Raw genomic sequence first — 20903 nt, 5'->3', positions numbered from 1 at the left:
GATCACCCGAACAAAAACCGTGTTCGACTGATCAAGCCTGCCGAGCGGTAAGCGGATGGCTTCTGAGGCCGTTTCTTTCGGATCATCGTGCGGACCAGAGGAAGATGCCTGCGACGAGGAGCCCGGCCCGGTAGACGGTGGCGGTCTTCTCGTAGCGCACAGCCGCTTCACGCCGTAGCGGCGGTGGTGGTCGGCGACGAACTGGAAGCGGTTCACCAGCGCGTCTCCCCGGCGAAGTACTTCGCCGCCTTGCGCAGGATCTCGCGTTCCTCCTCCAGCTCGCGGACCTTCTTGCGCAGGGCCGCGTTCTCCGCCTCCAACGGCGTCGGCGGTTCGGCCGGCACTTCCGCCCGGCGTCCCCGCGGTCGGCTCGCACCAGCTGCCCGGACCCAGTTCCGCAAGGTCTCGGGGTTGATCCCCAGATCGGCAGCAACCTGCCTGATCGTCGCCTCGGGCCGCGACTCGTACAGCGCGACCGCGTCCGCCTTGAACTCCGGCGGATAGTTCTTCATGACCACGAGATGTCCGTTCCCAGATCCTCAGGATCCAGTGTCTCGTGTGTCCAGGATCAAGGGTCAAGGCCCGGCGCGGGAGGAATAGGCCTTGCCCTCAGGACCGCAGCGGCCCGGGTGCGTGGAAGCTGCGCCGCATTCGCGGAGCCAGCTCCGGGGGGTGCGGAGCTGGCTCCCTTGTGCTGGACCAGAACGGTGGGTGCCGAGGCAGGCTTCACACTGGGGGTGTGGTGTACCACAGCTGTTGGGCGACACCCGTTTTCTCCTGGTATTCGATGCGGTCGAAATTCTGGGTGGCGGCAAGAACATGGTGCGGGGCCGAAGCCTGCGCGATGAAAACCTGGTCACCGACCGATTCCATCAGCCACTGTTCGGTGGGGTCGAGCGCGTCGCAGGTCACCATGTCCGGGTTCTCACTGACCTGCGCCGGTGCTTGGACACACATCCCGTTGCCGACGTTGACAAGGAGGAGCCCCTGACTGGCGGGTACGAGCCTCCACTGCTGGCAGGAGCCCCCGCCGACGGGTGCCCAGGTGACAGGACCGGCGCCGGAACAGTTGGCGTCCAGCATTCCATGTACCGCCGGGTTGTAGAAAGACAGTACCTGGGTCTGCTGCGCCTGCGCTGCGGGCGCCAGTGCACCCGCGAGGGCAGCCACTGCACTCCACACGAGTACCGCTTTCTTGATGAACGACACGTTTCCCTCCTCGTGCTGAAAACATGGAAATCTTCTGTTAAGTTGCGGCGCCCAAAGGGATCGGGCCTCGTCCGGAGGGCGCGGCGTCGCGCGGCGGACGGATACCTGATCCGCGCTCCGCCCCTTCGGAGGGCGGCGTGGGCCGCGTTGCAGCGCGATCCGGAGGCCAACACGACAGACGCGGCAACAGCAGCCACACACGTCCGGATAGAAAGTCCGCCGTCGTTCACAGCGCCCAAATGGCGCGCTCACGACCAAGTGAAGCGGATTCCAGAGAACCAAAGAATCCCCCATAAGAGGGACATATAATAATATCTATTTCTCTGGGACAGAATCGCACGGAATAGCCTAGCCCCGCCGCGGTGTACAGACCCTGCGGCCGGAGACCAAGCCCATCCACTTAGCTTGTTCTTTATCTACAAGCTCAAGTTGATGTCGTGAGAGCCAGGATGCCGGTGTGGTCGTTAATGGCTTGCTGCGTTGGTCGGCGATCGGAAGACTTCCGCCCATGCCTTCGACTGCACGTGACCTGATGCTTGAACACTTCCGGTGGATCGGTGGTCACGCGAATGTGTGGGCGATCTTTCGGGATGCCAAGGCACTGGCCGCGGTGGTCGCCGCTCTCGTTGAACCGTTCCGGGATGCCCAGATCACGGCAGTCTGTGGGATCGAGTCACGGGGATTCCTTCTGGGCGGTGCCGCGGCCGTCGAGCTCGGCGTCGGTTTCGTTCCCATCCGCAAGGGCGAGGGCCTCTTCCCAGGCGACAAAGTTGTGCGTCAGTCGTCTGCCGACTACCGACGCCTTCGTCACACGCTGCGACTCCAGCGATCGTCGCTGGGGCCGGGAGACCGTGTGCTGCTGGTTGATGACTGGATTGAGACCGGTAGCCAGGCTGCGGCCGCCCAGAGCATGGTCGAGGAGTGCGGGTCCACCTGGGTGGGATGCAGTGTCATCGTCGATCAGCTCACCGGTGCGCCGAAGAACGCCCTCGGCACTATTCGAGGGCTGTTGACTGCGCAAGAACTCCCACCGTACCGATAAAGAACAAGCTGAGCTCAGCTTGATCTACCAAGATCTTCCGGGTTTGCCGATGGCCTTGAGGGTCTCGGGGCGTTTGACGGTCTTGCCGACGTCGTAGCGGGGTGCCCGGTGTTTGTTCTTGGCGCCGGGTGACCGTCCAGGGCCAGCGCCTCGGGGTTTGGGAACATGGGCCGGGCAGGCGAGGTGAGCGCGGATGTTCCTGAACCCGCGGCGGACTCGGGCCGGGGTGAGCCGGTCGGAGGTGGTGGGTTTCTCCCAGGGCCGGCAGAGATCGCTGGCCAGCGGCCGGGCGAGCCGGAGCTGGGTGTGAGCGACGATCAGGAGCCAGGTCCAGCGGTCCGCCGCCTCGGGAGTACGGAGTTTCGGAGCGGTCCAGCCCAGGGTCTGCTTCGCGAAGCGGAAGGTGTGCTCCAGATCGAAGCGGCGGAGAAATGCCTGCCAGAAGCGGTCCACGTCGTCCGGGGTGGCGCCGGTCTTGGAGGACCACAACCACACCGGCGGGGCATCCCGGTCCTTCGACAGATGCTCGACCTTCAATCGCATCAACGTCCCTTCGACCAACGGCAGTTCACCGTCGTGGTCGAGCCAGGAGGAGCGGTGGGTGAGCCGTGGATGGACCCGGGCCCATGCCTGGGTCTCAGCCTTGCCATAGTTGGCGGTGCCGGTGACCGTGGTGATCGCGGGCTCGGGCCAGGTCTCCGGCCTGGTGAAGCGGAACTCCGGACCATGCTTGGGCGGCCTGCCTTGACGCCGTGCATCCTCGGTGGCTTCGGCAAACGCATCACGCGGTCGGAGCGGACCCGGCCGACGAGCTCGACCGGCAGGTCACGCAGGACCCAGGCCAAGCGCGTGACGTCGTAACCGGCGTCGCTGACGATCACGATATGCGGGTCCCCGGTCTGCCACTGGCCTGCGGCGATGAGCCGTTCAACGACTCCTCGGAGCTGGGCGGCGGTGACCGCGGTCGCGTCGTCCGCAGGGCCGAGCCGGACCGCGTCCAGGATCGCGGTCCAGGACGTGGCGCCAGGCTCCAACGCGGCCACGAAGGAGTAGGGCCAGCCCGGAATGAACTGCGACGCCGTCTTCGCCCTGCCGTAGACGTGGCAGAACAGCCGCTCCGCAGAGCACGGCGCATCCGAGCGAAGCCACGGCGACACATCGACCGCCAGGACCAGACGCCCGCCGTCGAAACGCGGCAGCTGGAGCCCGGCCAGCGCCGCCCGCAGCCGGCCGAGGTCGATCCGGCCGTGGTTCAGGCCGCCGTACATCGCTCCGTGCCCACGCCGATGCTCGGGCAGCAGCGTCAAGTCCACCGGGGACTTCACCGCACCGTCCGCACACAGCACCGCGTCCACCAACTCGAACAACTCGTCGCGCCGGGCGGTCAGACACTCGTAGAACTCGCCCCGGAAGCATGACGCCTCCGCGAACGCTTCCCTCCGGACAGCACCAGGCAGCAGACTCACCCTCACGGCCTTCGTCGTGGTCACGTGCACCTTGATCGGAGCACAGGATCAGACGAAGGCCGCCCCCACGTCCGGCGAATCCCCAGGTGAGCGACTCAGTTCGAGACACCATTCGAGGCCGGAAGAAAAAGAACAAGTCGAGTGCGTGTCCTACGTTTCAGGGGCGGGCTCGGGCCGGTCATTCGTAGGATCGGTGGGCCCGGGGCTCCGGGTATGGCTCAGTGCGTGTCGCCGTCGGATGGCTTCAGAAACTTGGCCGCCCGGAGCCCGCGACGACTCGACCGCTGATTGGGATACGCGACTCCATCGCTTCGTAGGACAGTGCCGGCGAGGTCGTCTGCAGGGTGAACGTGACGACGAGCTGGCGGAGGTGACCGTGCCCGAGATCTGGGCCGGGTTAGACATCGGCAAGGAACATCACCACTGCGTGGTGATCGACGAGAAGGGCGAGCGACTCCTCTCCCGGCGGGTCCTCAACGACGAATCCCAGCTCCTGGAGCTGATCATCGCTGTCCTGTCCCTCTCCGAGGACGTGCTCTGGGCAGTCGACATTAACCGCGGCGGCGCCGCCTTGGTCATCGGTCTGCTGCTCGACCACGGCCAGCCGATGGTCTATCTGCCGGGCCTGGCCGTGCACCACGCCTCCGCCGCCTACCGGGGCCAGGGCAAGACCGACGCGAAGGACGCACACGTCATCGCCGACCAGGCCCGGATGCGCCGCGACCTCGGCATCCTGCGGCCCGGTGACGAGGTGGCCGTTGACTTGCGGCTCCTCATCGCCCGCCGCACCGATCTGGTCTGCGACCGCACCCGGCAGATCAACCGGCTCCGGGCCCAGCTGCTGGAGATCTTCCCCGCACTCGAACGCGCCCTGACCTTGACCAACCATGGGCCGGTCATGCTGCTGACCGGCTATCAGGCTCCGGCGGCGATCCGCCGCACCGGCGCCAAGCGCATCGAGACCTGGTTGAAGAATCGCAAGGTCAGAGGCGCCGCCGAACTGGCCCGGACAGCGGTCGAAGCGGCCCAGGCCCAGCACACCGCCCTGCCCGGTGAGAAGGTGGCCGGGAGCCTCGTGGCCCGCCTGGCGAAGGGGGTGATTGCCCTCAACACGGAGATCGCCGAAGTCGACGCCCTCATCGAGGCCCGGTTTCACCAGCACCAGCACGCAGAGGTGATCAACAACCTGCCCGGCATGGGGCCCCGGCTCGGTGCTGAGTTCATCGCCGCCACCGGCGGTGACCTGGCGCCCTTCGGCACCGCCGACCGCCTGGCCACCTTCGCCGGCCTGGCACCTGTTCCACGCGACTCCGGCCGCGTCAACGGCAACATGCGTCGACCCAGCCGTTTCCACCGTGGGCTCCTGAGAGCCTTCTACCTCTCCTCACTGGCCAGCCTCAGGGTCTGTCCGGCCTCGCGGACGTACTACGAACGCAAGCGCAAGGAAGGCAAGAACCACCAGCAGGCCCTGCTGTCCCTCGCCCGCCGACGAGTCAACGTCCTATGGGCCATGATCCGCGACGGAACGTGCTACCAAGAGGCACCTGCGGCTGTCGCAGCGGCTTGACAACGGCATTGGGAAGTCTCTGATCCTCGCGGCCTCTGATCGCTCGGCCTGTACGTGGCCCAAGCGAACTGCCTGGGTCCGGACTTCTCCACCCCTGTCGGCACCCTCCAGGTAGCCGGTGCGCTGGGTGCCCCTCAGCTGGCCGCACCAGCTAACTCTCCCCCAGCTACGGTAGGTTGGCGTGCGGTAGTTCGGACCGCGGCCGCGATCATCCCGTCTTCCCCGACGGAGGATGATGGGCCCTTAAGCATGGCTAAAGGAGACAGGTAAGAGTGATCACTGTAGATCTGCATCCGATTTTCCAGAACAACCGTGATATCGAGCTGACGCTGCGACAGACGATCTTCAAAGCGGTGCATACGGGCGAGGATGCCGTTCAGTTCATTCCGGGCAAAGGATCGGGGCAGCTTAAGCAGCGAGTACTGACGTTCCTTGCGCAGAAGCACATCAAGAAGCTGTACCACGCTGTTGAAACCCTTCCAGGCAACAGCGGCCGAGTCATCGTTCGCATGGCTCCGCCCGGGTCACGCTCCGCTGCCCCCGCGGGCGACGAGGAAGACCATGACTGGGGCATGTGATAAGGGAGTCGGCAAACAGTGAGGCCGCAGCCCGACCCCGCGCGCGCCCTCCGCGATGCGTTACGGCCATATCACCCGTCCCGTCCATGGCGTGAACCAGTACGGGTGAATCTGTATCGATGCCGGCACGACGCCTTCCCCTCGGCGGTCTGCACTCGACGCCCCGTCCCAAAAAAGCCGGACGACGGCGGGAACGGGCCAGGCCCCGCCCTGAGGACCGCGTCCGTCCGAGGTAACCGGCCTTCGAACAGGGCACGCCGTGCTGATCGCAGGCCCGCCGCCGGGCCATCGTGGTGCAGCAAGCTGGAGCTACGGATGGGATACCCGGATGCCGGAATCAACCGAGGCCATGAGTCGGCGCAGTCTGCTGATCACCGGTGGTGCGGTGGCGACCGCCGTCGCCGCGACGGGCGGGGCCAGTGCGCTGGCCAGGGAGGAAGCGGTGCCGCAGGGCTCGCAGAGCGGTGACAACGCCGGCCGGGCAAGGATTGACGTCCACCACCATTTCACCGCTCCGGCCTGGGTCGACTGGGCCGAGCGTGAGGGCCTGCTGCGGCGGCAGGAACTGCCGTGGTGGGCGCGCTGGGATCTGGACTCCACTCTGGCGCTGATGGACCGGGTGGGCATCGCAACCGCGGTCCTCAACCCGACCATGCAGGACCGGTACCGCTCCGCCGCGCAGGCCAGGGAAGGCCTCACTGTCGTCTTCGAGGCACTGGCCGAGCTGGTGGCCGCACACCCGGGCCGTTTCGCGATCCTCGGCCCTGCTGTCCTGGACCATCCCGACGTGACCACGTGGGCTCTCCAACACGCTTTCGACAAGCTCGGTGCCGTTGGAGTCAGCGTGAAAGCCAACTACAACGGTATCTACCTCGGTGATCCCTCCTACGACCGCTTCCTCGCGGAACTCGACGAACGCGCCACGGTCCTATTCACCCACCCGCTCGACCTCCCGGGCGGACCACCCGGCGTGCCCACCGTCCCCGGAATCCCGAACTTCATGTGCGATTTCCTGCTGGATTCCACGCGTGCCGCCGTGAACCTGATCCGTACCAGGACACTCGACCGCTACCCGCACCTGTCAGTCGTCCTGCCACACGCCGGCGGGTTCCTCCCTCAGATCGCCACCCGCATGAAGGCCTTCGGCAGCTTCTGCACCCCACCCCTCGATGCTGCCCGTGTACAGGACTATCTCCACCGCTTCTACTACGACACAGCGGGCCCGCTGGCCCCCTCGGCCACGCTGGTGGCCACCGCCGGTGCCGACCGGATCCTCTTCGGCACCGACTGGCCGGCGGCCTCCGCCGACATCATCACCAGCTACACGGTGCCAGCCATCGAGACCGACCCCGTCCTCACCAACCGCCAACGCCGCGGCATCAACCGTGACAACGCCCTCCGCCTCATGCCCACGCTCAAGCGCACCTAGGGCGTAACGTTTGGATCATCGGATCGTTGGCCTGATGTGTCGTTGACTGATGCGCAGTTGGGCACGGATCGAGCCGTTGCTCCCGGACCGGACGCCGATGCGGGGCGGTCGCATTCAACCCACCTCCGCCGCGTGTCACTTCTACGGCATCGATCGTCTTGTGCATCATTGCCGCAGCTTCGTCAAGTTTACGTTGACGTATGTAGGAAAGAGTCAGGCTTCCGAGAGTAAGGGCTTGACTCTTCTTCTTGCGGGCCAAAAAGTCGACGGTTGCTTCCAAAGAGTTTTGCGCACGGGTCGGCAAGCCCAAGAAGAGATAGCAGGATCCAGCCATTCGATCGTATTCACCGCCGGAGTGATATTCGGCGCCGATGTCATCTGCGTCGATGCGACGAAACTGCTGCTCCGCATTTTTCAAGGCGGCTTGGCAGCGAGCGAGGTCTCGCATCATGGCACACCCTTCCGCGACATGCAGGAGGGCCAGGCCAGACAGAGAGGGGCTGCAGCCTCTTGCCACAGTGGCCGATTCCTGAGCAAGGCCAGGCCTTTTCCAGGATCCTTCTCTCCATATAGGGCCACGTATCCCTTCCGGAGAATTGCGTAGGATTCAGCGCATAGGTCTCGCGAGTTGCGTGCCGCATGAACAGCTTCGTCGAAGTAGGCCATCGGCCCAGCAGTGTCTCGCCGTTGGCTCACATCCCAAACGAGTTGCCCCATGAAGATCGCTGATTCATCCTCAACTTCGTAAAGGGATCGCCTGGCGGGAAAACTCCTCGCGCGCTCTCTCAGATATGCAACCTGTCCATGGAGTTGCCCCGTTGTCCCAAGAAGTGCAGTTGAGGGTGATTGATCATAGGCCGCATCAAGCTGACGGAGTCTTTCACGGATACCTGCAACAGCCACAGCGTCGACATTGGCAGGGTTTTCCAGCACGTAGTCCATGCGTTCACAGGATTCTTCCGGAGGGCGGCCTGGGTGTTCTGCGTGGGCGGCGTGTCCCTCACAGGCGGCGATCCGGTGCCCCCCTACGTACCGGACACCGGCCCGCCGGTGCGGGTCAACCAGGTCGGTTATCTGCCGTTCGGACCGAAACACGCGACGGTCGTGACCGACGCGCCCGGATCGATCCCCTGGCAGGTGAACAACAGCGCCGGCGTCACCGTCACCTCCGGCACCACAACGCCGGCCGCCGGGCTGGACACATCCTCCGGGCAGCAGGTGCACACGCTGGACTTCAGCGCGGTGACGCAGGCCGGCACCGGATACACGCTGATCGTCGACGGGCAGACCAGCTACCCGTTCGACATCTCCCCCACCGTCTATGACCAGCTGCGCTCCGACGCCCTGCACTTCTTCTACCTCCAGCGCAGTGGCATCCCCATCACCGACGCGCTGGCGCCCGGATACGCACGTCCGGCCGGACACATCGGAGTCGCCCCCAACCAGGGCGACACCAGCGTGCCCTGCCAGCCGGGTGCCGGCGATTATCAGCTGGACGTGAGCGGCGGCTGGTACGACGCCGGGGACGAGGGCAAGTACGTGGTCAACGGCGGCATCGCCACCTACCAACTCCTCAGCCTGTACGAGCGGACGCTGACCGCGCCCCGCAGGCGCCAGGGTCCGCCGGGCGACGGCGACCTGCGCGTTCCCGAGCACGGCAACGGCGTTCCGGACATCCTCGACGAGGCGCGCTGGGAGCTGGAGTTCCTGCTGCGCATGCAGGTACCCGCAGGTCAGCCCCTCGCGGGAATGGCGCACCACAAAGTGCACGACGACAGCTGGACCGGACTGCCGATGGCTCCGGACCAGGATCCGCAGCCGCGTCATCTGCACCCGCCGTCCACGGCGGCGACGCTCAACCTGGCCGCGGCCGCCGCACAGGGCGCCCGGCTGTACGTGCCCTTCGATCCCGGCTTCGCCCAGCGCTGCCTGACCGCCGCCCGTACCGCCGCGCAGGCCCACCGGGAGGTCTACGCCAGCAAGGACGACACGACCGGCGGTGGCCCGTACGACGACCGCGACGTCACCGACGAGTTCTACTGGGCAGCCGCTGAGCTGTTCATCACCACCGGCGAGCAGGCGTTTCTGGACGAACCGCGGGCCTCGCCGTATGCGACCGCTGACCCGTTCCCGCCCTCAGGGTTCGGCTGGCAGCAGGTCGCCGCGCTCGGCCGGCTCGACCTGGCGACCGTGCCCAGCCCGCTGCCGGACGGCGACCGGAACGCCGCCCGTGCCTCGGTGGTGGCCGCCGCCGACCGGTACCTCCAGACGGCACAAGGCCAGGCGTACGGGATGCCGCTTGCGGACCACGAGTATGGCTGGGGCTCCAACAGTGTGGTCCTCAACAAGCTCGCCGTCATCGCGACCGCCTTCGACTTGACCGGCAACCGGCGCTACCGCGACGGGGTGCTGGAAGGACTGGACTACATCCTCGGCCGCAACGCCCTCAACGAGTCCTATGTGACCGGCCACGGCCGACACAACTCCCACAACCAGCACAGCCGCCTCTACGGTCACGCGATCGATCCGGCACTGCCGGAGCCGCCGGCCGGTTCGATCGCCGGCGGCCCGAACGTCGGTCTGGAAGATCCGAAGGCGAGCAGGTTGCTGATCGACCGCACGGTCGATCCACCCCGGAAGCCAGCGCCGCAGTTCTGCTACATCGACGACATCCAGTCGTGGTCGACCAACGAGGTCGCCATCAACTGGAACTCGGCGCTGTCGTGGGTCGTCTCATTCGCGGCCGACCAGAAGAACATCGACGTCCAGTGAACCGCCCCCGCGCGGCCAGCATGTTGTCCACGTAGCGCGTCCTCCACGCACCCATCAGCTCCGGAAGCCGCATCGTGCCACCGGCACCGAGCGTGTTCCATATACGTATCCAGATCCTGCCCGATCCGATGCACACCACACGGTGACCAGCGGCAAGTCGCTGTCCTGTCCTCTTCACCACGGATCCGGAGGCGGAAACCCCTATGAGCATAGGCATTCTGGGCACGGACGGGATGGCCACGACTTTGGGCGGCGTGTGGGTCCGCGCCAGGACACGACGTCCTCGTAGGCGGGCGCGACCGCGACCACCGCGCGGATCGGCGTGGTTCCGTCCACCTCCTGTTCGCCCGCCGCCTACGCGTATCGCCCGAAGAACCCGACGGCCCCGCTGCGGCTCATCCAGCCATATGATCATCCCCATACCTCAGCACCCTAGAAGCGCGCGCAAGCGCCACCCTACAAGTCGGCTGGCGGCACACGGAGTTGACATGCAGCCGCTGGAGGTGTTCACGGTGAAGGTCCTGGACGGCTGATGCGGAGCGGAAGCCAGCGGGTCACTCGGACTCCTGCGCGACCTCGGATGCGAGGGCCTGGCGGGACTCCGGACACGCTTTAGTTGCCCAGGCGCGCCACGCGGGCCACCTCGTGACCCTGTTACGAGCTCTGAGTCCTGAACGTTAGTCAACCCTGAAGTAGGGGCCAGGGTCCGGCGCCTGAGCGCCCGGACTCTGGTGTTTAAGCGTTCGTGCTCCGCTAATCGCGCGGGTCCGGGCCCTTTCCTGGCAACACCAGCCCATGGCCAACATGCACATACACGGGGGTCGAGTACCGACACGGTCCGGGAAACGGAAGACGGCGCACGACCGGCATCGCAGGTGCTCAGCAGATGGGATGTGGGACAGAATTCAGCGGACCTTCCAGGCCGACGCTGACGCGGAGGCCCGCATCGACTGACCGACGGTGAGCGTGGACTCCACCGTGTCGGCGAGCTCACCAGCACGCTGCCGGAGCCCGGCGACGGCCGGCACGGATACCGAGCCGACACCGTTCTGCTGCCTGGCATCGGGACGATGAGGCGATCGGCCGTTCACCGGGCGGACTCACAACGAAGATCCACCTGGCGAGTGACGGCGGCTGCCGATCGCTGGATTCTGATCACACAGGGACAGTGAGGTGGACGCTCCTCAACCGATCCCAGTCCTGGACCGCGTCCGCGCCCCGCGACCGGCCGGTGGACATCCGCGGACGCGCCCGGACCACCCTGCGGGGACAAGACACCCCCTGCAGCCATCGGGTCAAGCAGCTGTTGCGAGTGGGGAAGGTTCAGGCCGGCTGAAGGCGATCGCTTCGTCGAAGTTCTGGCGGCTGGCCAGGCAGTGGTGGAGCTGTCCGAGCATGCTGTTGAACAGATGGCGGAGGGCCGCGTGGTAGCGGTCGCCGTTGTTGCGTCGGCGGTTGTAGTGGGCGTGGGCCCCGGGGGAGGCGGTCAGCGCGGCAAATGCCCAGTGCCGCCCGGTCGCGGCCAGGCGACTGTTCTTGATCCGGCGGTGGGTGACCCGGCGGCTCTTGCCGGATTCACGAGTGACCGGGGCGCTTCCGGCATAGGCCTTCAGGCCTCGAGCCTGGCCGAACCGGGTTCGGTCGTCGCCGATCTCGGCGAGTATGCGGGCCCCGGTGAGCGTGGCCAGGCCGGGGAAGCTCGTGATGATCTCCGCGTCGGGGTGCTGCAGGAACAGGTCCTCAGTGTCGTGTGCGAGGTCGTCGCATGCCCGGCAGGCCGCGTCCAGCTGGGCGAGGAGGGCGAGCGTCTGCCGTCCCATGGCCTTCTCAACAAGAGGCGGCTGGCGGGGCCAGGTCCGGCGGAACACCTCCAGGAGCCGGTCGGTCTCCGCCTCGACGCGGCGCTGACGGCCGGCCCTTATGACGGCGGCCTTGAGGCGGCTGCGGGACAGCCGGCCCGCCTCGGCCGGGGTGGGCGCGACCGCCAGGATCGCGCGGGCTTCCCGGGACAGCAGCCGCTCGCGTTTGCCTGCGAACGCCTCGAGGATCGCGGGGTAGTACTCACGCAGGTGTGATCGGAGCCGGTTGTGGGCGCGGGTGCGGTCCCGACCGCGTCCTGCTGGGCCCGCGCGAGCACGGCGATTGCTCTGACCAGGTCGGAGTCGCCTGGCAGTGGGCGGTGGAGTTCGGCATCGGTCCGCAGGATGTTCGCCAGGACGACCGCGTCCTGGCGGTCGGACTTCTTGCGGGAGAGGATGTGCCTATCAGTGACGTGGAATCTGATCGGAGGGGCGATGCTGCTCCTCTCGATCTCACCCCCCTCGCCGAGTGCCGAGGCTGCCACTGCGGCAACCCGCGCAAGCACCTCGACACCGACCACGCCTGGCAACTGGACCGGCTGCGCGCCGGCGCGGCCGAGCACCTTCCAGGGCGTACGACGGACTGCCTCGGCTCCTGCAGCCAGGCCAACGTCACCGTCGTCCAGCCCTCCGGTGCCGGCCGTCGGGTCGGCGGCCGTGCGGTCTGAGTCGGCTTCGCCGTGGGCGACGACCGCACTGACGACCTGCTGCACTGGGCGCAGACGGGCGGGTTCGGCCTCGCCGAACCACCCGCCGCTCTTGCGCGCCCCAGCTCATCCGGCCGCCGCGCGAGGCATGCAGCCGTGAACGCACGCTGGTGAAGCCGGAGTTGACCGTCGTCAGGGCTGTGCGACTCGCCGCGGCCGGCCGTTTGGTGCAGATGTGCCGCACCACGGGCGCGAGCGGGATCCACACGCAAGGATCCCGCACACGACGGGCCGAGCCTGTCGGGTGCAGGATCAGGTGCTGCAGGGGTCAGCTGGTCGTCAGGGCGGTGTCGTCCACGACGAAGCTGGTCTGCAGGGAGGAGTCCTCGACTGAACTTCAGGGTGACCGTCTGGCCCGCCAGCACGGACAGGTCGAAGGTCTTTTGCGCGTACCCGAAGTTGTGGTTGAGGTTCGAGTACGTCGCCAGGGTGATCGAACCGGCGGTCACCGTCAGCTTGTCGTACTGGGTGCTGGAGGTGGTCTCCGAGGTGTCGATGTGCAGGTAGAAGGTGAGTGTGGCCTTGCAGCCGGCCGGGATCGTCACCGACGGGGACAGGGTGTCGGTGTGCGAGGAGCCGTAGCCGTCGAGCCAGGCGTAGTACGAGCCACTGTGGGCGGCCTCACTGGTGTCGTTGGTGATGACGCCGCTGCTCGCGCTCCAGCCGGTGCTGCCCGACTCGAAGCCTGGATTGGCCAGCAGCTGGGAGGAGGTGCAGCCACCGCAGCCGGAGCCGACGGTCCAGGTGACGGACGTCGATCCGGAGGCGCCGGCGGAGTCCTTCGCGGTGACCGTGACCTGGTAGGTGCCCGCGGTGGAGGCCGTACCGGAGATCAGGCCGGTGGAGCTGTTGATGGACAGACCGGTGGGCAGGCCCCAGGCGCTGTAGGTGGTGAGGGAACGGTGGCCACCGGCGGCGCGCCCAACGCGTTCAGTGCCACGTTCCCGACAGGTGCCGGGTGACGACGGCGCTGAGTGTGCGCACGCCCCGTGTCGAGCCGGGGGCGATCCCCGTGAGCTCGCGGACCCGACGCAGGCGGTAGTCCAGGGTGCGGGAGTGGACGTTGAGGGCGGTCGCCGTGGCACCGCGGTGCATGTCGTGGCGGTAGTACGCGTCGAGGGTGGCGAGGAGGTCGGGGCCGGTCTCCAGGCGACGGGCCACCGTGCGGAGCCAGTCGTCGACGAACGGCAGGTCCGTGACGGCGAGTTCGATGAACACATCCGCCAGGGTGTGCTGCGGCAGCCGGGCGGACGCCCGGCGCAGCGGGGCTGCCCGGCTGATCCGCCGGGCGCGGTCCAGAGCCTCGGTCAGCTCCGGCAGCGGTGCGGTGGCCGTGCCGACGGCGCAGGGGCGGCCAAGGGCGCGGGTGAAGTCCCGTACGAGATCCGGCAGGTGGTCGGGGGTGAGGTCGGGTAAGAGGCTGGGAACAATGTGCGGCGGTGCATTTTCCGCTGCCGCGGCGTCGGAGAACAAGGGAAGCAGGGCGATCAGCTCACCGCTCCCGTCGCGGCCCTCCGGTCCCCACATGACCGGTGCCTGGTGGCTCTTCACCAGCGCCTCGATCTCGTTTTCCAGGAAGCGATCGACCGTGGGCCGGTCCGGAAACCGGAACACCGTCACCGCGCAGTGCTCCGGCAGTTCTATGTCGACGGCCTCGGCGAGTTCTGCCGAAATTGGATCTCCATTGAGCAATGATCGGGTCAGCAGGGCGAGCTGTTTGGTATACGGAATACGGCGGCGCAGTACGCGCAGGAATCCCTGGCGGTAGGCAGCGATGCCGCGTTCGCCCTGCGGGGCGAACCAGCCCATCATGCGCATGAGTTCGTCGACATCGCCGCCGCGCTGGGCGTCGATCGCCTCGTTGATCTCACGCAGCATGAGCACGGTGTGCACGCGCAGTACCCGCTGCCGCGCGTCGAGCGACATCCCGGCACCCGCCCGCAGTTCCCCCATCGACGCGATGTAGTCGAGATCGTCTTCCTTCAACTCGCTGTTGTCCATGGAAAGTTCGACAGTACGGCGCCGGAACCACATCGAGTGTTCCAGCGTCTCGGCCCGTGCCTGGGAGTCCTTGTCCAGGAACCCGAACTCCGGGATCTCACGTGTGTATGTCTCGACCTCACGGCGGGCGTTGGTCGACGCCTGCCGGGCCAGCTCGGTGAAGAGGCTCCCCATGAACGCGAGCATGCCATTGCGGACGAACGGCCGACAGACGAGATCCGGACGGTGTTCATCACTCCGCACAAAACGGCGGCAAGTATATCGGCGGGGCTTTTGTCACAGTGCACAAAATTCCCGGATCGGGGCGTTCGCGTCAACCCTTCCGCTTGTGGGGGAGCTGTGAAACGGCCTTAATGAGAACCGCGTGCACGCCCGTAGGAGGAACACCGCCGGAATCATTCCGGCGCGACTCCGATATGACTGCGGTAATCAGTACGGGCGGGAGCATGGGAATTCTCAGCCAGGCGCCTCGCATGGCGCTCGCCCACACGGGAGGGAAACTCCGATGAAAGCAGGTATGAGAAGGAGAATCATGGCGGCGGTCGCGGTCGTGGTCACGTCGACGGCGCTCATGCTCGGTACACCGGGCACCGGCTCGGCCGCCCCCGTCGCCACGCCCAGCCTGCGCGCGTTCGGGATCAGCGGCGATGGCACCCTGATGGCCACGTTCACGACCGACCGGCCGCAGGTCCTCGACTGGGTCAGGGTCGTCACCGGCCTCAGCGGCGACACAGGCCTGATCGGGATCGACTTCCGGGTGCAGGACGGCCTGATGTACGGCGTCGGCAACAAGGGCGGCATCTACACGATCAAGACCCCGTCGACCACCACGGACGTCGTGGTCAGCAAGGTGTCCCAGCTCCAGTACGCGCTGAACGGCGCGAACTTCGGCGTCGACTTCAACCCGGCGGCCGACCGCCTGCGCGTGATCAGCGACTACGGCCAGAACCTGCGGCACAACCTCAACGACCACAAGACCATCCTGGACCTGAACCTCAACACCCCGCCGATCGAGGGCACGACCAAGGGTGTCTCGGCCGCCGCCTACACGAACAACGACCTCGACGCGGCCACCGTGACCACGCTGGTCGAGATCAACACGACCACCGACCAGGTCGTCCTCCAGTCCCCGGCGAACAACGGCACGCTCGCCCCGACCGGCAGCCTCGGCATCGACGCCGGAACCAACGTCGGCATGGACATCTACAGCACCCTGTCCGGCGGGAAAACGGTCGACAACGCCGCCTTCGCCTCCCTCACCCCGAACGGCGCCAGCACCCCCTCGCTGTACAGCATCAACGTCTTCACCGGCCAGGCCACATCCATCGGTCAGTTCCCGCTGAACATCACGGACCTAGCCATCTCCCTCACCGGATCCTGATCCCCGGCCGTCGGCCCACCCTCGCCGCGGCCGGCCACCGCCGGACCGCGGCGAACCGGCGTCGGCGCCGCCAAGAGGCCCGCGTCGAGCACCTACCTCTACGCGATCGCCGACGGCGAGGGCACAGGGGGACCAGTCATGCCAGTTCCAGAGGCCGGGAGCCCCCTTGCAGGGCCACGAAGAAGGTAATGGGGGCGCACCGTCTGAACGTTCAAGGTCACTCAGCGAGGGTGAGTGAACGAAGATCAGTGTCCAGCATGCGGATCAACTCACCAACCCATCCGCCGCCACTCGGCGCCGTCGGGAACCGTTTGAGCACGTCAACGACAACCGGTGTCGCACGATGCCGCGTTTGCTCAAGGTGTTCGGCATCAACGCTCCGACCGTCGTCGGTGACGAGTTCGGCCGCTCTGGCCGCGTAAGCGTCAGCTGCGAGAATGTGCTTTGACCTGGGTGGCCTTGGCCAGCGGATGCAGGTAGGCGGCGCCTGCCGCAGGCATCGCTGCCCGAGCCGCCTCGCGTGCAGCCGCAGTGTCCGCGCTCTTGGCTGCCTTGAGTGCCGCCCACGCTCTGTCGCGCAGAGCCTTCCCTCGCTCACCGCCTCGAGCGAATTCCCACGCGGCGCCGATAGCGTCTCGAGGTCGCACGTCGTCCGGCTGATCGCCCTCGAATACCTCGAGCACCACTTCCGCGCACGCTGCAGCGAACGCGGTGACCTCACGAAGATCTTGCTTACTCAGAGCGATCTCACCCACTTCCCCTGTCATGACTCCGTCCTCGACCATTGCGCTGGACAGCCAGGCGGCTGGGGCGGCTCCGGGCCGGCCCCATGCCGACTGGCCCCCGAGCAGACCGGATCGTGGAAGGCCACCCCGGCCACAACAGGCAGGACCAGTGGACCGACCGCTCTGCCAGATGACCTACTCCGCAGACTGTCGGCCTCGACCAGCGTGAGCACCCCGGAGGACTGTCACACCAGCCCTTCGACCTGCGATTTCAAGTGGGCGGAGGCTCACTGCACGCAGAAAGTGCCTTCCAGCTGGGATGGACAGAGCCTTCGGCAAGCCTCATCGTCCCAGTTCAGAAGGCACTCTCGCGTTCTCGTTCTCGGCCGGCACCCGGACCAACCTCAACCGAGAAGCTGGGTCAGCAGGGCTTGACGTACCCGACCCCGCGCCACTGGCCGTACTTGGTGCCATAGGGGGCCGGAGGCGTGGAGCCCAACCACCTCTTGTTGGCGTCGTACCAGTTCCCCACCCGACCGCGGGTCTGGTTGTTGTACCAGGATCCCCCACTGGTCCAGCCACTTGGCTTCTTATGGAAGGCGCACGAGAACCACTCGCGCTCCGCGCCTGTGTACCCGGAGCCCGAGTAGCCACACAAGGCCTTGTAGGTGCAGGTGTGGGCCGCGGCCGATGCGTCCCCGCTCTTGCCGAGCTCGCGCGCGTACTTCTCACCGGGCAGAGGCAGCAGCAGCCGGCCATCGGCGTAGCGGATCTCATTGGCAGCGGTTTGCCTGCCGCCGTCCCTGGCCAGGACCGCGTCGACTCCGTTCTGTAGCGCTGTGGCCTCCGTTGCTGTCAACCCTGCCGCCACTGCCTGGGCCCGGAAGGCGGAGCGGCTCGTGTCAGCAGAGGCGGTGCCGTCGGCGAACGCTGCTGGAGAGGTGATGACAGCAGCGATCAGAAAAGCGGAGCTGGTGGCCACCGATAGGCGGTTTCCTAATGTCATGCCGCAAGTTCCTCTCACATGGTGGGCAGACCGAGCAGGCATCTGTCTTGCTCGTGGGACAGGTCCCGGACACATCCGATGCGTCAGTGCCCGCAGGGCGGCCACTGGGGTCGTCCTGGTCTGGACTTGGCGCACATGGGAAGGGCTGTGGCGCCGACCCCGGGTGGACCCTGGTGATCCCCGAACCTACGGTCCGCCGCATACGACCCACATCCCGCGCGGGGTTGAACTCCCCTGCAGGCCAGCGCGGTAGCCGCCCGGTTCCTCCAACTTCCGCGGTACCGCAGAAGTTTGACGCCCATCCGCCGACCCGGCCCTACGCTGCTGCGATGCGGATCAGCCCCCTCGCAGTCGACGCGCTGCTCGCTGCGGCGCTGACCAGTGTGGCCGTGCTGCTGGGACCGGAGGCCGCGCGCCAAGGGCAGAATCCGCTCGACGCGAGTGCCTATGCGTTGGTGGTCCTGGTCCACCTGCCGCTCGTGCTTCGCGGCCGGGCCCCCGTGGTGGTCTGCGGGCTCGGGCACGCGACCTGGGTGGCGTACATCACCCTCGGCTACTGGCCCGTGGTGTGCAGCTTCGGCCCCATGCTCGCCGTCTACACGGTCGCTTCCCTGCACCCTGTGCGGATCTCCGTGCCATGCGCGGCGCTGATGGGCGGGGTTTGGATCTACGCGGGCGCAGTGAGCCACACCGACTCCTGGCCGTCCGTTGTCGGGCAGGCCGTGGTCTATCCGGCGGTGCTGTGGCGGTTCGGCGTTCTGGCCCGCCGCTCGGCCGAGCTGACCCGGCAGCTGCGCCGGGAACAGGCCGAGCTGGCCCGGCGCGAGGTGGCCGAGGAACGCGGCCGGATAGCCCGCGAACTGCACGACGTGGTCGCCCACCACATGTCCGTGATCTCCGTGCAGACCGGTCTCGCCCGGTTCATCTTCGACACCGATCGCCAGACCGCGCGTACCGCACTCGACACCATCGACGCCACCGGCAAGGAAGCCCTCGACGAGTTGCGTCGCATGCTCACGGTGCTGCGCACCGCCGCCGACGACGCCCCGGTCGGCCCGATGCCGGGCCTGGCCAGCCTCGACGAGATGGCCGAACGCGTCCGCACCGGCGGGGTCCCGGTCGCCCTGACCGTCGAGGGCACCCCGCGCCCGCTCGCCCCCGGCGCGGAACTGTGTGCCTACCGGGTGGTGCAGGAAGCACTCACCAACGTCCTGAAACACGCGCCCGGCGCGCATGCGGAGGTACAGCTGAGGTATGAACCGCATCAGGTGACTGTTTCGGTCACGGACGACGGAGAGGGGGTGATTTTGGACAGAGTACGAACCGAGGGCGGGCACGGCTTGCTCGGCATGCGCGAGCGGGCCAAGCTTTACGGCGGGCAAATCAGCATCGGCCCGCAGGAGCAAGGGGGCTTCGCCGTGCGGCTGACCCTGCCGACCTCCGCGCGGGCCGCGGCGCAGGGGGACGACGCCACCACATGACCACCGTGCTCGTCGTGGACGACCAGTACCTCATCCGGGCCGGACTGGTGGGCCTGCTGCGCGCCGCACCCGGCATCGAGGTGGTCGGCGAGGCCAGCGACGGCGCGGAGGCCGTGGCACTCGCCGCCGAGACCACCCCCGAAATGATCCTGATGGACATCCGGATGCCCGGCATGAACGGCATCGAGGCCACCGAACGCATCCTCGCCCAGGTATCCGACCCCACGCCCCGGATCCTGGTGCTGACCACCTTCGACCTCGACGAGTATGTGTACGGGGCACTGCGCGCCGGAGCATCCGGGTTTCTACTCAAGGACTCCGGCCCCGAACGGCTGCTCGCCGCGGTGGCCGCGGTCGGCGGTGGTGACGCGCTCTTCGCGCCCAGCGTCACCCGCCGCCTCGTGGAGGCGTACGCGCGCCAGACCACCTGCGAACAGCCCGCGGACCTGGATGCATTGACCTCCCGCGAACTGGAGGTTCTGAAACTGATCGCCCGCGGCCTTTCCAACCTGGAGATCGCTGACCGCCTCTACATCAGCGAGGCGACCGTCAAAACCCACCTCAACCGCACGATGACCAAGCTGGACCTGGACAGCAGGGCACAGGCCGTGGTCGTGGCGTACGAATCGGGTCTCGTGACCCCGGGCGGATAGCGGCCGGGCTCTGGCGGCCCCATGGGTTCGGAGGCTCCATTCGGCCTTGCTGCGGCGGCACTGACCAGCCATCATCACCGTCTCTTTGCCATGCAGGCATCAGACACAGCTAATCCGTAGCTAAGACGCCGTTTCAGTTGGTGAGGCGGCGGTAGCCGATCAGAGCTGCGGCTATGCCGACGAAGGCCAGGAAGTGCTCGGCCTTGCGCTCGTAGCGGCGGTGCAGGCGACGGCATCCAGCGAGCCAGGACACTGTCCTTTCAACAACCCAGCGGTGTCGGCCAAGACGCTGCGAGGACTCGATGCCCTTGCGGGCGATGCGATGACGGATGCGCCGCTGGCGAAGCCATCTGCGTAGGTGCTCGTAGTCGTAGCCCTTGTCGGCATGGAGCTTGGCCGGGCGCCGACGACGCGGGCCACGCCGGGAGCGGATGGGTGGGATTCCACGCACGAGCGGCTTCAGACCGAGGCTGTCGTGCATGTTGGCGCCGGAGATACCCAGCGACAGGGGCAGTCCGTTCCGATCCGTGATGAGGTGGATTTTCGATCCGCTCTTGCCGCGGTCGGTCGGATTCGGTCCCGTCAGTGGCCCCCTTTTGCCGCCCGCACGCTGACCGAGTCGATGGCACACCGCGACCAGTCCAGCTCACCGCGGGCGCCGAGTTCATCGAGGACGACTCGATGGAGCCTGGCCCACACCCTGGCCCGGCTCCACTGGGCGAAGCGCCGGTAAACCGTGGGCCAGGCCGGGCCGAACACCGGCGGCAACTGCCGCCACGTGCAGCCCGAGGTGGCCACGAAGATGATCGCTGCCAGGGTCTCGCGGTCACCAGCCCGTCGCCGGCCCCCGCCCTGCGGGCGCTTCACCTCCGTCGGCGGCACCACCCGCCGGAACAGCATCCATAACTCGTCCGGTACCAACCGCTCAACCAGATCCGTCATGCACGTCTCAACGAACGATCACACCAAAGGAAACGGTGTCTAAGCTTTTGCCGTGGCATCAAGCGACTACATCCTCCAACTCGTG

Annotated in this window: 14 protein-coding genes and 6 pseudogenes; 10 read left to right on the top strand and 10 right to left on the bottom strand. The window is 67.0% G+C overall.

What is annotated here, in order from left to right; genetic code table 11:
- Positions 1 to 186: 186 nt before the first annotated feature.
- Positions 187 to 518: pseudogene (locus HUT19_RS40470) on the bottom strand (transposase); the annotation flags it as partial.
- Between the two features lie 208 nt (positions 519 to 726).
- On the bottom strand, positions 727 to 1209 hold the full coding sequence (locus tag HUT19_RS40465) for an RICIN domain-containing protein (protein ID WP_176186224.1): 483 nt from the start codon (positions 1207 to 1209) through the stop codon (positions 727 to 729).
- 508 nt (positions 1210 to 1717) lie between these two features.
- Between HUT19_RS40465 and HUT19_RS40460 the strand changes: the two genes are divergently transcribed.
- The gene (locus HUT19_RS40460) at positions 1718 to 2251 is read left to right on the top strand and encodes a phosphoribosyltransferase family protein (protein ID WP_176186222.1); all 534 of its coding nucleotides are present in this window, start codon (positions 1718 to 1720) and stop codon (positions 2249 to 2251) included.
- A gap of 24 nt (positions 2252 to 2275) precedes the next feature.
- Here the strand turns inward: HUT19_RS40460 and HUT19_RS40455 are convergent.
- Positions 2276 to 3717 (bottom strand): annotated as a pseudogene (locus HUT19_RS40455) (NF041680 family putative transposase).
- Between the two features lie 370 nt (positions 3718 to 4087).
- On the opposite strand from HUT19_RS40455, the gene HUT19_RS40450 reads away from it, so the two are divergent.
- From HUT19_RS40450 to HUT19_RS40440, 3 genes are all read left to right on the top strand, one after another.
- The gene (locus tag HUT19_RS40450; protein WP_217712216.1) at positions 4088 to 5284 is read left to right on the top strand and encodes an IS110 family transposase; all 1197 of its coding nucleotides are present in this window, start codon (positions 4088 to 4090) and stop codon (positions 5282 to 5284) included.
- Between the two features lie 272 nt (positions 5285 to 5556).
- On the top strand, positions 5557 to 5862 hold the full coding sequence (locus tag HUT19_RS40445) for a Smr/MutS family protein (protein ID WP_176186220.1): 306 nt from the start codon (positions 5557 to 5559) through the stop codon (positions 5860 to 5862).
- A gap of 328 nt (positions 5863 to 6190) precedes the next feature.
- On the top strand, positions 6191 to 7291 hold the full coding sequence (locus tag HUT19_RS40440) for an amidohydrolase family protein (RefSeq protein ID WP_176186218.1): 1101 nt from the start codon (positions 6191 to 6193) through the stop codon (positions 7289 to 7291).
- Here the strand turns inward: HUT19_RS40440 and HUT19_RS44490 are convergent.
- Positions 7278 to 7742, bottom strand: coding sequence for a hypothetical protein (locus HUT19_RS44490; RefSeq protein ID WP_176186216.1), 465 nt, complete (start codon positions 7740 to 7742; stop codon positions 7278 to 7280). The genes HUT19_RS40440 and HUT19_RS44490 overlap by 14 nt on opposite strands.
- Positions 7743 to 8266: 524 nt before the next feature.
- On the opposite strand from HUT19_RS44490, the gene HUT19_RS40430 reads away from it, so the two are divergent.
- A complete protein-coding gene (locus HUT19_RS40430; protein ID WP_303332560.1) occupies positions 8267 to 10063 on the top strand; it encodes a glycoside hydrolase family 9 protein in 1797 nt (598 codons plus the stop codon).
- Between the two features lie 966 nt (positions 10064 to 11029).
- A pseudogene (locus tag HUT19_RS43810) lies at positions 11030 to 11201 on the top strand (IS5/IS1182 family transposase); the annotation flags it as partial.
- A 157-nt stretch (positions 11202 to 11358) separates the two neighbouring features.
- Here the strand turns inward: HUT19_RS43810 and HUT19_RS43805 are convergent.
- Positions 11359 to 12329: pseudogene (locus tag HUT19_RS43805) on the bottom strand (transposase); the annotation flags it as partial.
- Positions 12330 to 12335: 6 nt separating this feature from the next.
- On the opposite strand from HUT19_RS43805, the pseudogene HUT19_RS40415 reads away from it, so the two are divergent.
- Positions 12336 to 12683 (top strand): annotated as a pseudogene (locus tag HUT19_RS40415) ((2Fe-2S) ferredoxin domain-containing protein); the annotation flags it as partial.
- A 214-nt stretch (positions 12684 to 12897) separates the two neighbouring features.
- On the opposite strand, the pseudogene HUT19_RS40410 reads toward HUT19_RS40415, so the two are convergent.
- Together HUT19_RS40410 and HUT19_RS40405 are read right to left on the bottom strand one after the other, a co-directional pair.
- Positions 12898 to 13519, bottom strand: a pseudogene (locus HUT19_RS40410) (putative Ig domain-containing protein); the annotation flags it as partial.
- A 40-nt stretch (positions 13520 to 13559) separates the two neighbouring features.
- Positions 13560 to 14804: a CdaR family transcriptional regulator gene (locus HUT19_RS40405; RefSeq protein WP_176186209.1), complete on the bottom strand. Its 1245-nt coding sequence runs from the start codon at positions 14802 to 14804 to the stop codon at positions 13560 to 13562.
- Between the two features lie 358 nt (positions 14805 to 15162).
- Here HUT19_RS40405 and HUT19_RS40400 point away from each other — a divergent pair, with 358 nt between their 5' ends.
- Positions 15163 to 16011: a DUF4394 domain-containing protein gene (locus HUT19_RS40400; RefSeq protein WP_176186207.1), complete on the top strand. Its 849-nt coding sequence runs from the start codon at positions 15163 to 15165 to the stop codon at positions 16009 to 16011.
- A 425-nt stretch (positions 16012 to 16436) separates the two neighbouring features.
- On the opposite strand, the gene HUT19_RS44485 is transcribed toward HUT19_RS40400, so the two are convergent.
- Entirely contained in the window at positions 16437 to 16778 is a 342-nt protein-coding gene (locus HUT19_RS44485; RefSeq protein ID WP_368661733.1) for a putative immunity protein, read from the bottom strand.
- A 379-nt stretch (positions 16779 to 17157) separates the two neighbouring features.
- The gene (locus tag HUT19_RS40390) at positions 17158 to 17742 is read right to left on the bottom strand and encodes a hypothetical protein (RefSeq protein WP_176186205.1); all 585 of its coding nucleotides are present in this window, start codon (positions 17740 to 17742) and stop codon (positions 17158 to 17160) included.
- A gap of 329 nt (positions 17743 to 18071) precedes the next feature.
- Between HUT19_RS40390 and HUT19_RS40385 the strand changes: the two genes are divergently transcribed.
- Positions 18072 to 19223, top strand: a complete 1152-nt coding sequence (locus tag HUT19_RS40385; protein ID WP_176186203.1) for a sensor histidine kinase — start codon at positions 18072 to 18074, stop codon at positions 19221 to 19223.
- Positions 19220 to 19876, top strand: coding sequence for a response regulator transcription factor (locus HUT19_RS40380; RefSeq protein ID WP_176186201.1), 657 nt, complete (start codon positions 19220 to 19222; stop codon positions 19874 to 19876). The genes HUT19_RS40385 and HUT19_RS40380 overlap by 4 nt, the downstream gene beginning before the upstream one ends.
- A 133-nt stretch (positions 19877 to 20009) precedes the next feature.
- On the opposite strand, the gene HUT19_RS40375 is transcribed toward HUT19_RS40380, so the two are convergent.
- Positions 20010 to 20818 (bottom strand): IS5 family transposase gene (locus HUT19_RS40375; protein ID WP_176183254.1). Its coding sequence is split into 2 segments (ribosomal slippage): positions 20010 to 20468 and positions 20471 to 20818, totalling 807 coding nucleotides; the frame shifts between segments, so codons are not numbered across the junction.
- Positions 20819 to 20903: the final 85 nt, after the last annotated feature.

Source organism: Streptomyces sp. NA02950 (assembly GCF_013364155.1).
Lineage (GTDB): Bacteria > Actinomycetota > Actinomycetes > Streptomycetales > Streptomycetaceae > Streptomyces.
This window is presented reverse-complemented; position numbering and strand designations above follow the sequence as displayed.

Excerpts from the sequence above, each read along its gene's own strand:
- HUT19_RS40400 (WP_176186207.1), top strand. The coding sequence starts at position 15,163 with ATGGCGGCGGTCGCGGTCGTGGTCACGTCGACGGCGCTCATGCTCGGT.
- HUT19_RS40405 (WP_176186209.1), bottom strand. The coding sequence starts at position 14,804 with ATGGGGAGCCTCTTCACCGAGCTGGCCCGGCAGGCGTCGACCAACGCC.
- HUT19_RS40460 (WP_176186222.1), top strand. The coding sequence starts at position 1,718 with ATGCCTTCGACTGCACGTGACCTGATGCTTGAACACTTCCGGTGGATC.
- HUT19_RS40390 (WP_176186205.1), bottom strand. The coding sequence starts at position 17,742 with ATGACATTAGGAAACCGCCTATCGGTGGCCACCAGCTCCGCTTTTCTG.
- HUT19_RS44485 (WP_368661733.1), bottom strand. The coding sequence starts at position 16,778 with ATGACAGGGGAAGTGGGTGAGATCGCTCTGAGTAAGCAAGATCTTCGT.
- HUT19_RS44490 (WP_176186216.1), bottom strand. The coding sequence starts at position 7,742 with ATGATGCGAGACCTCGCTCGCTGCCAAGCCGCCTTGAAAAATGCGGAG.
- HUT19_RS40385 (WP_176186203.1), top strand. The coding sequence starts at position 18,072 with ATGCGGATCAGCCCCCTCGCAGTCGACGCGCTGCTCGCTGCGGCGCTG.
- HUT19_RS40440 (WP_176186218.1), top strand. The coding sequence starts at position 6,191 with ATGCCGGAATCAACCGAGGCCATGAGTCGGCGCAGTCTGCTGATCACC.
- HUT19_RS40380 (WP_176186201.1), top strand. The coding sequence starts at position 19,220 with ATGACCACCGTGCTCGTCGTGGACGACCAGTACCTCATCCGGGCCGGA.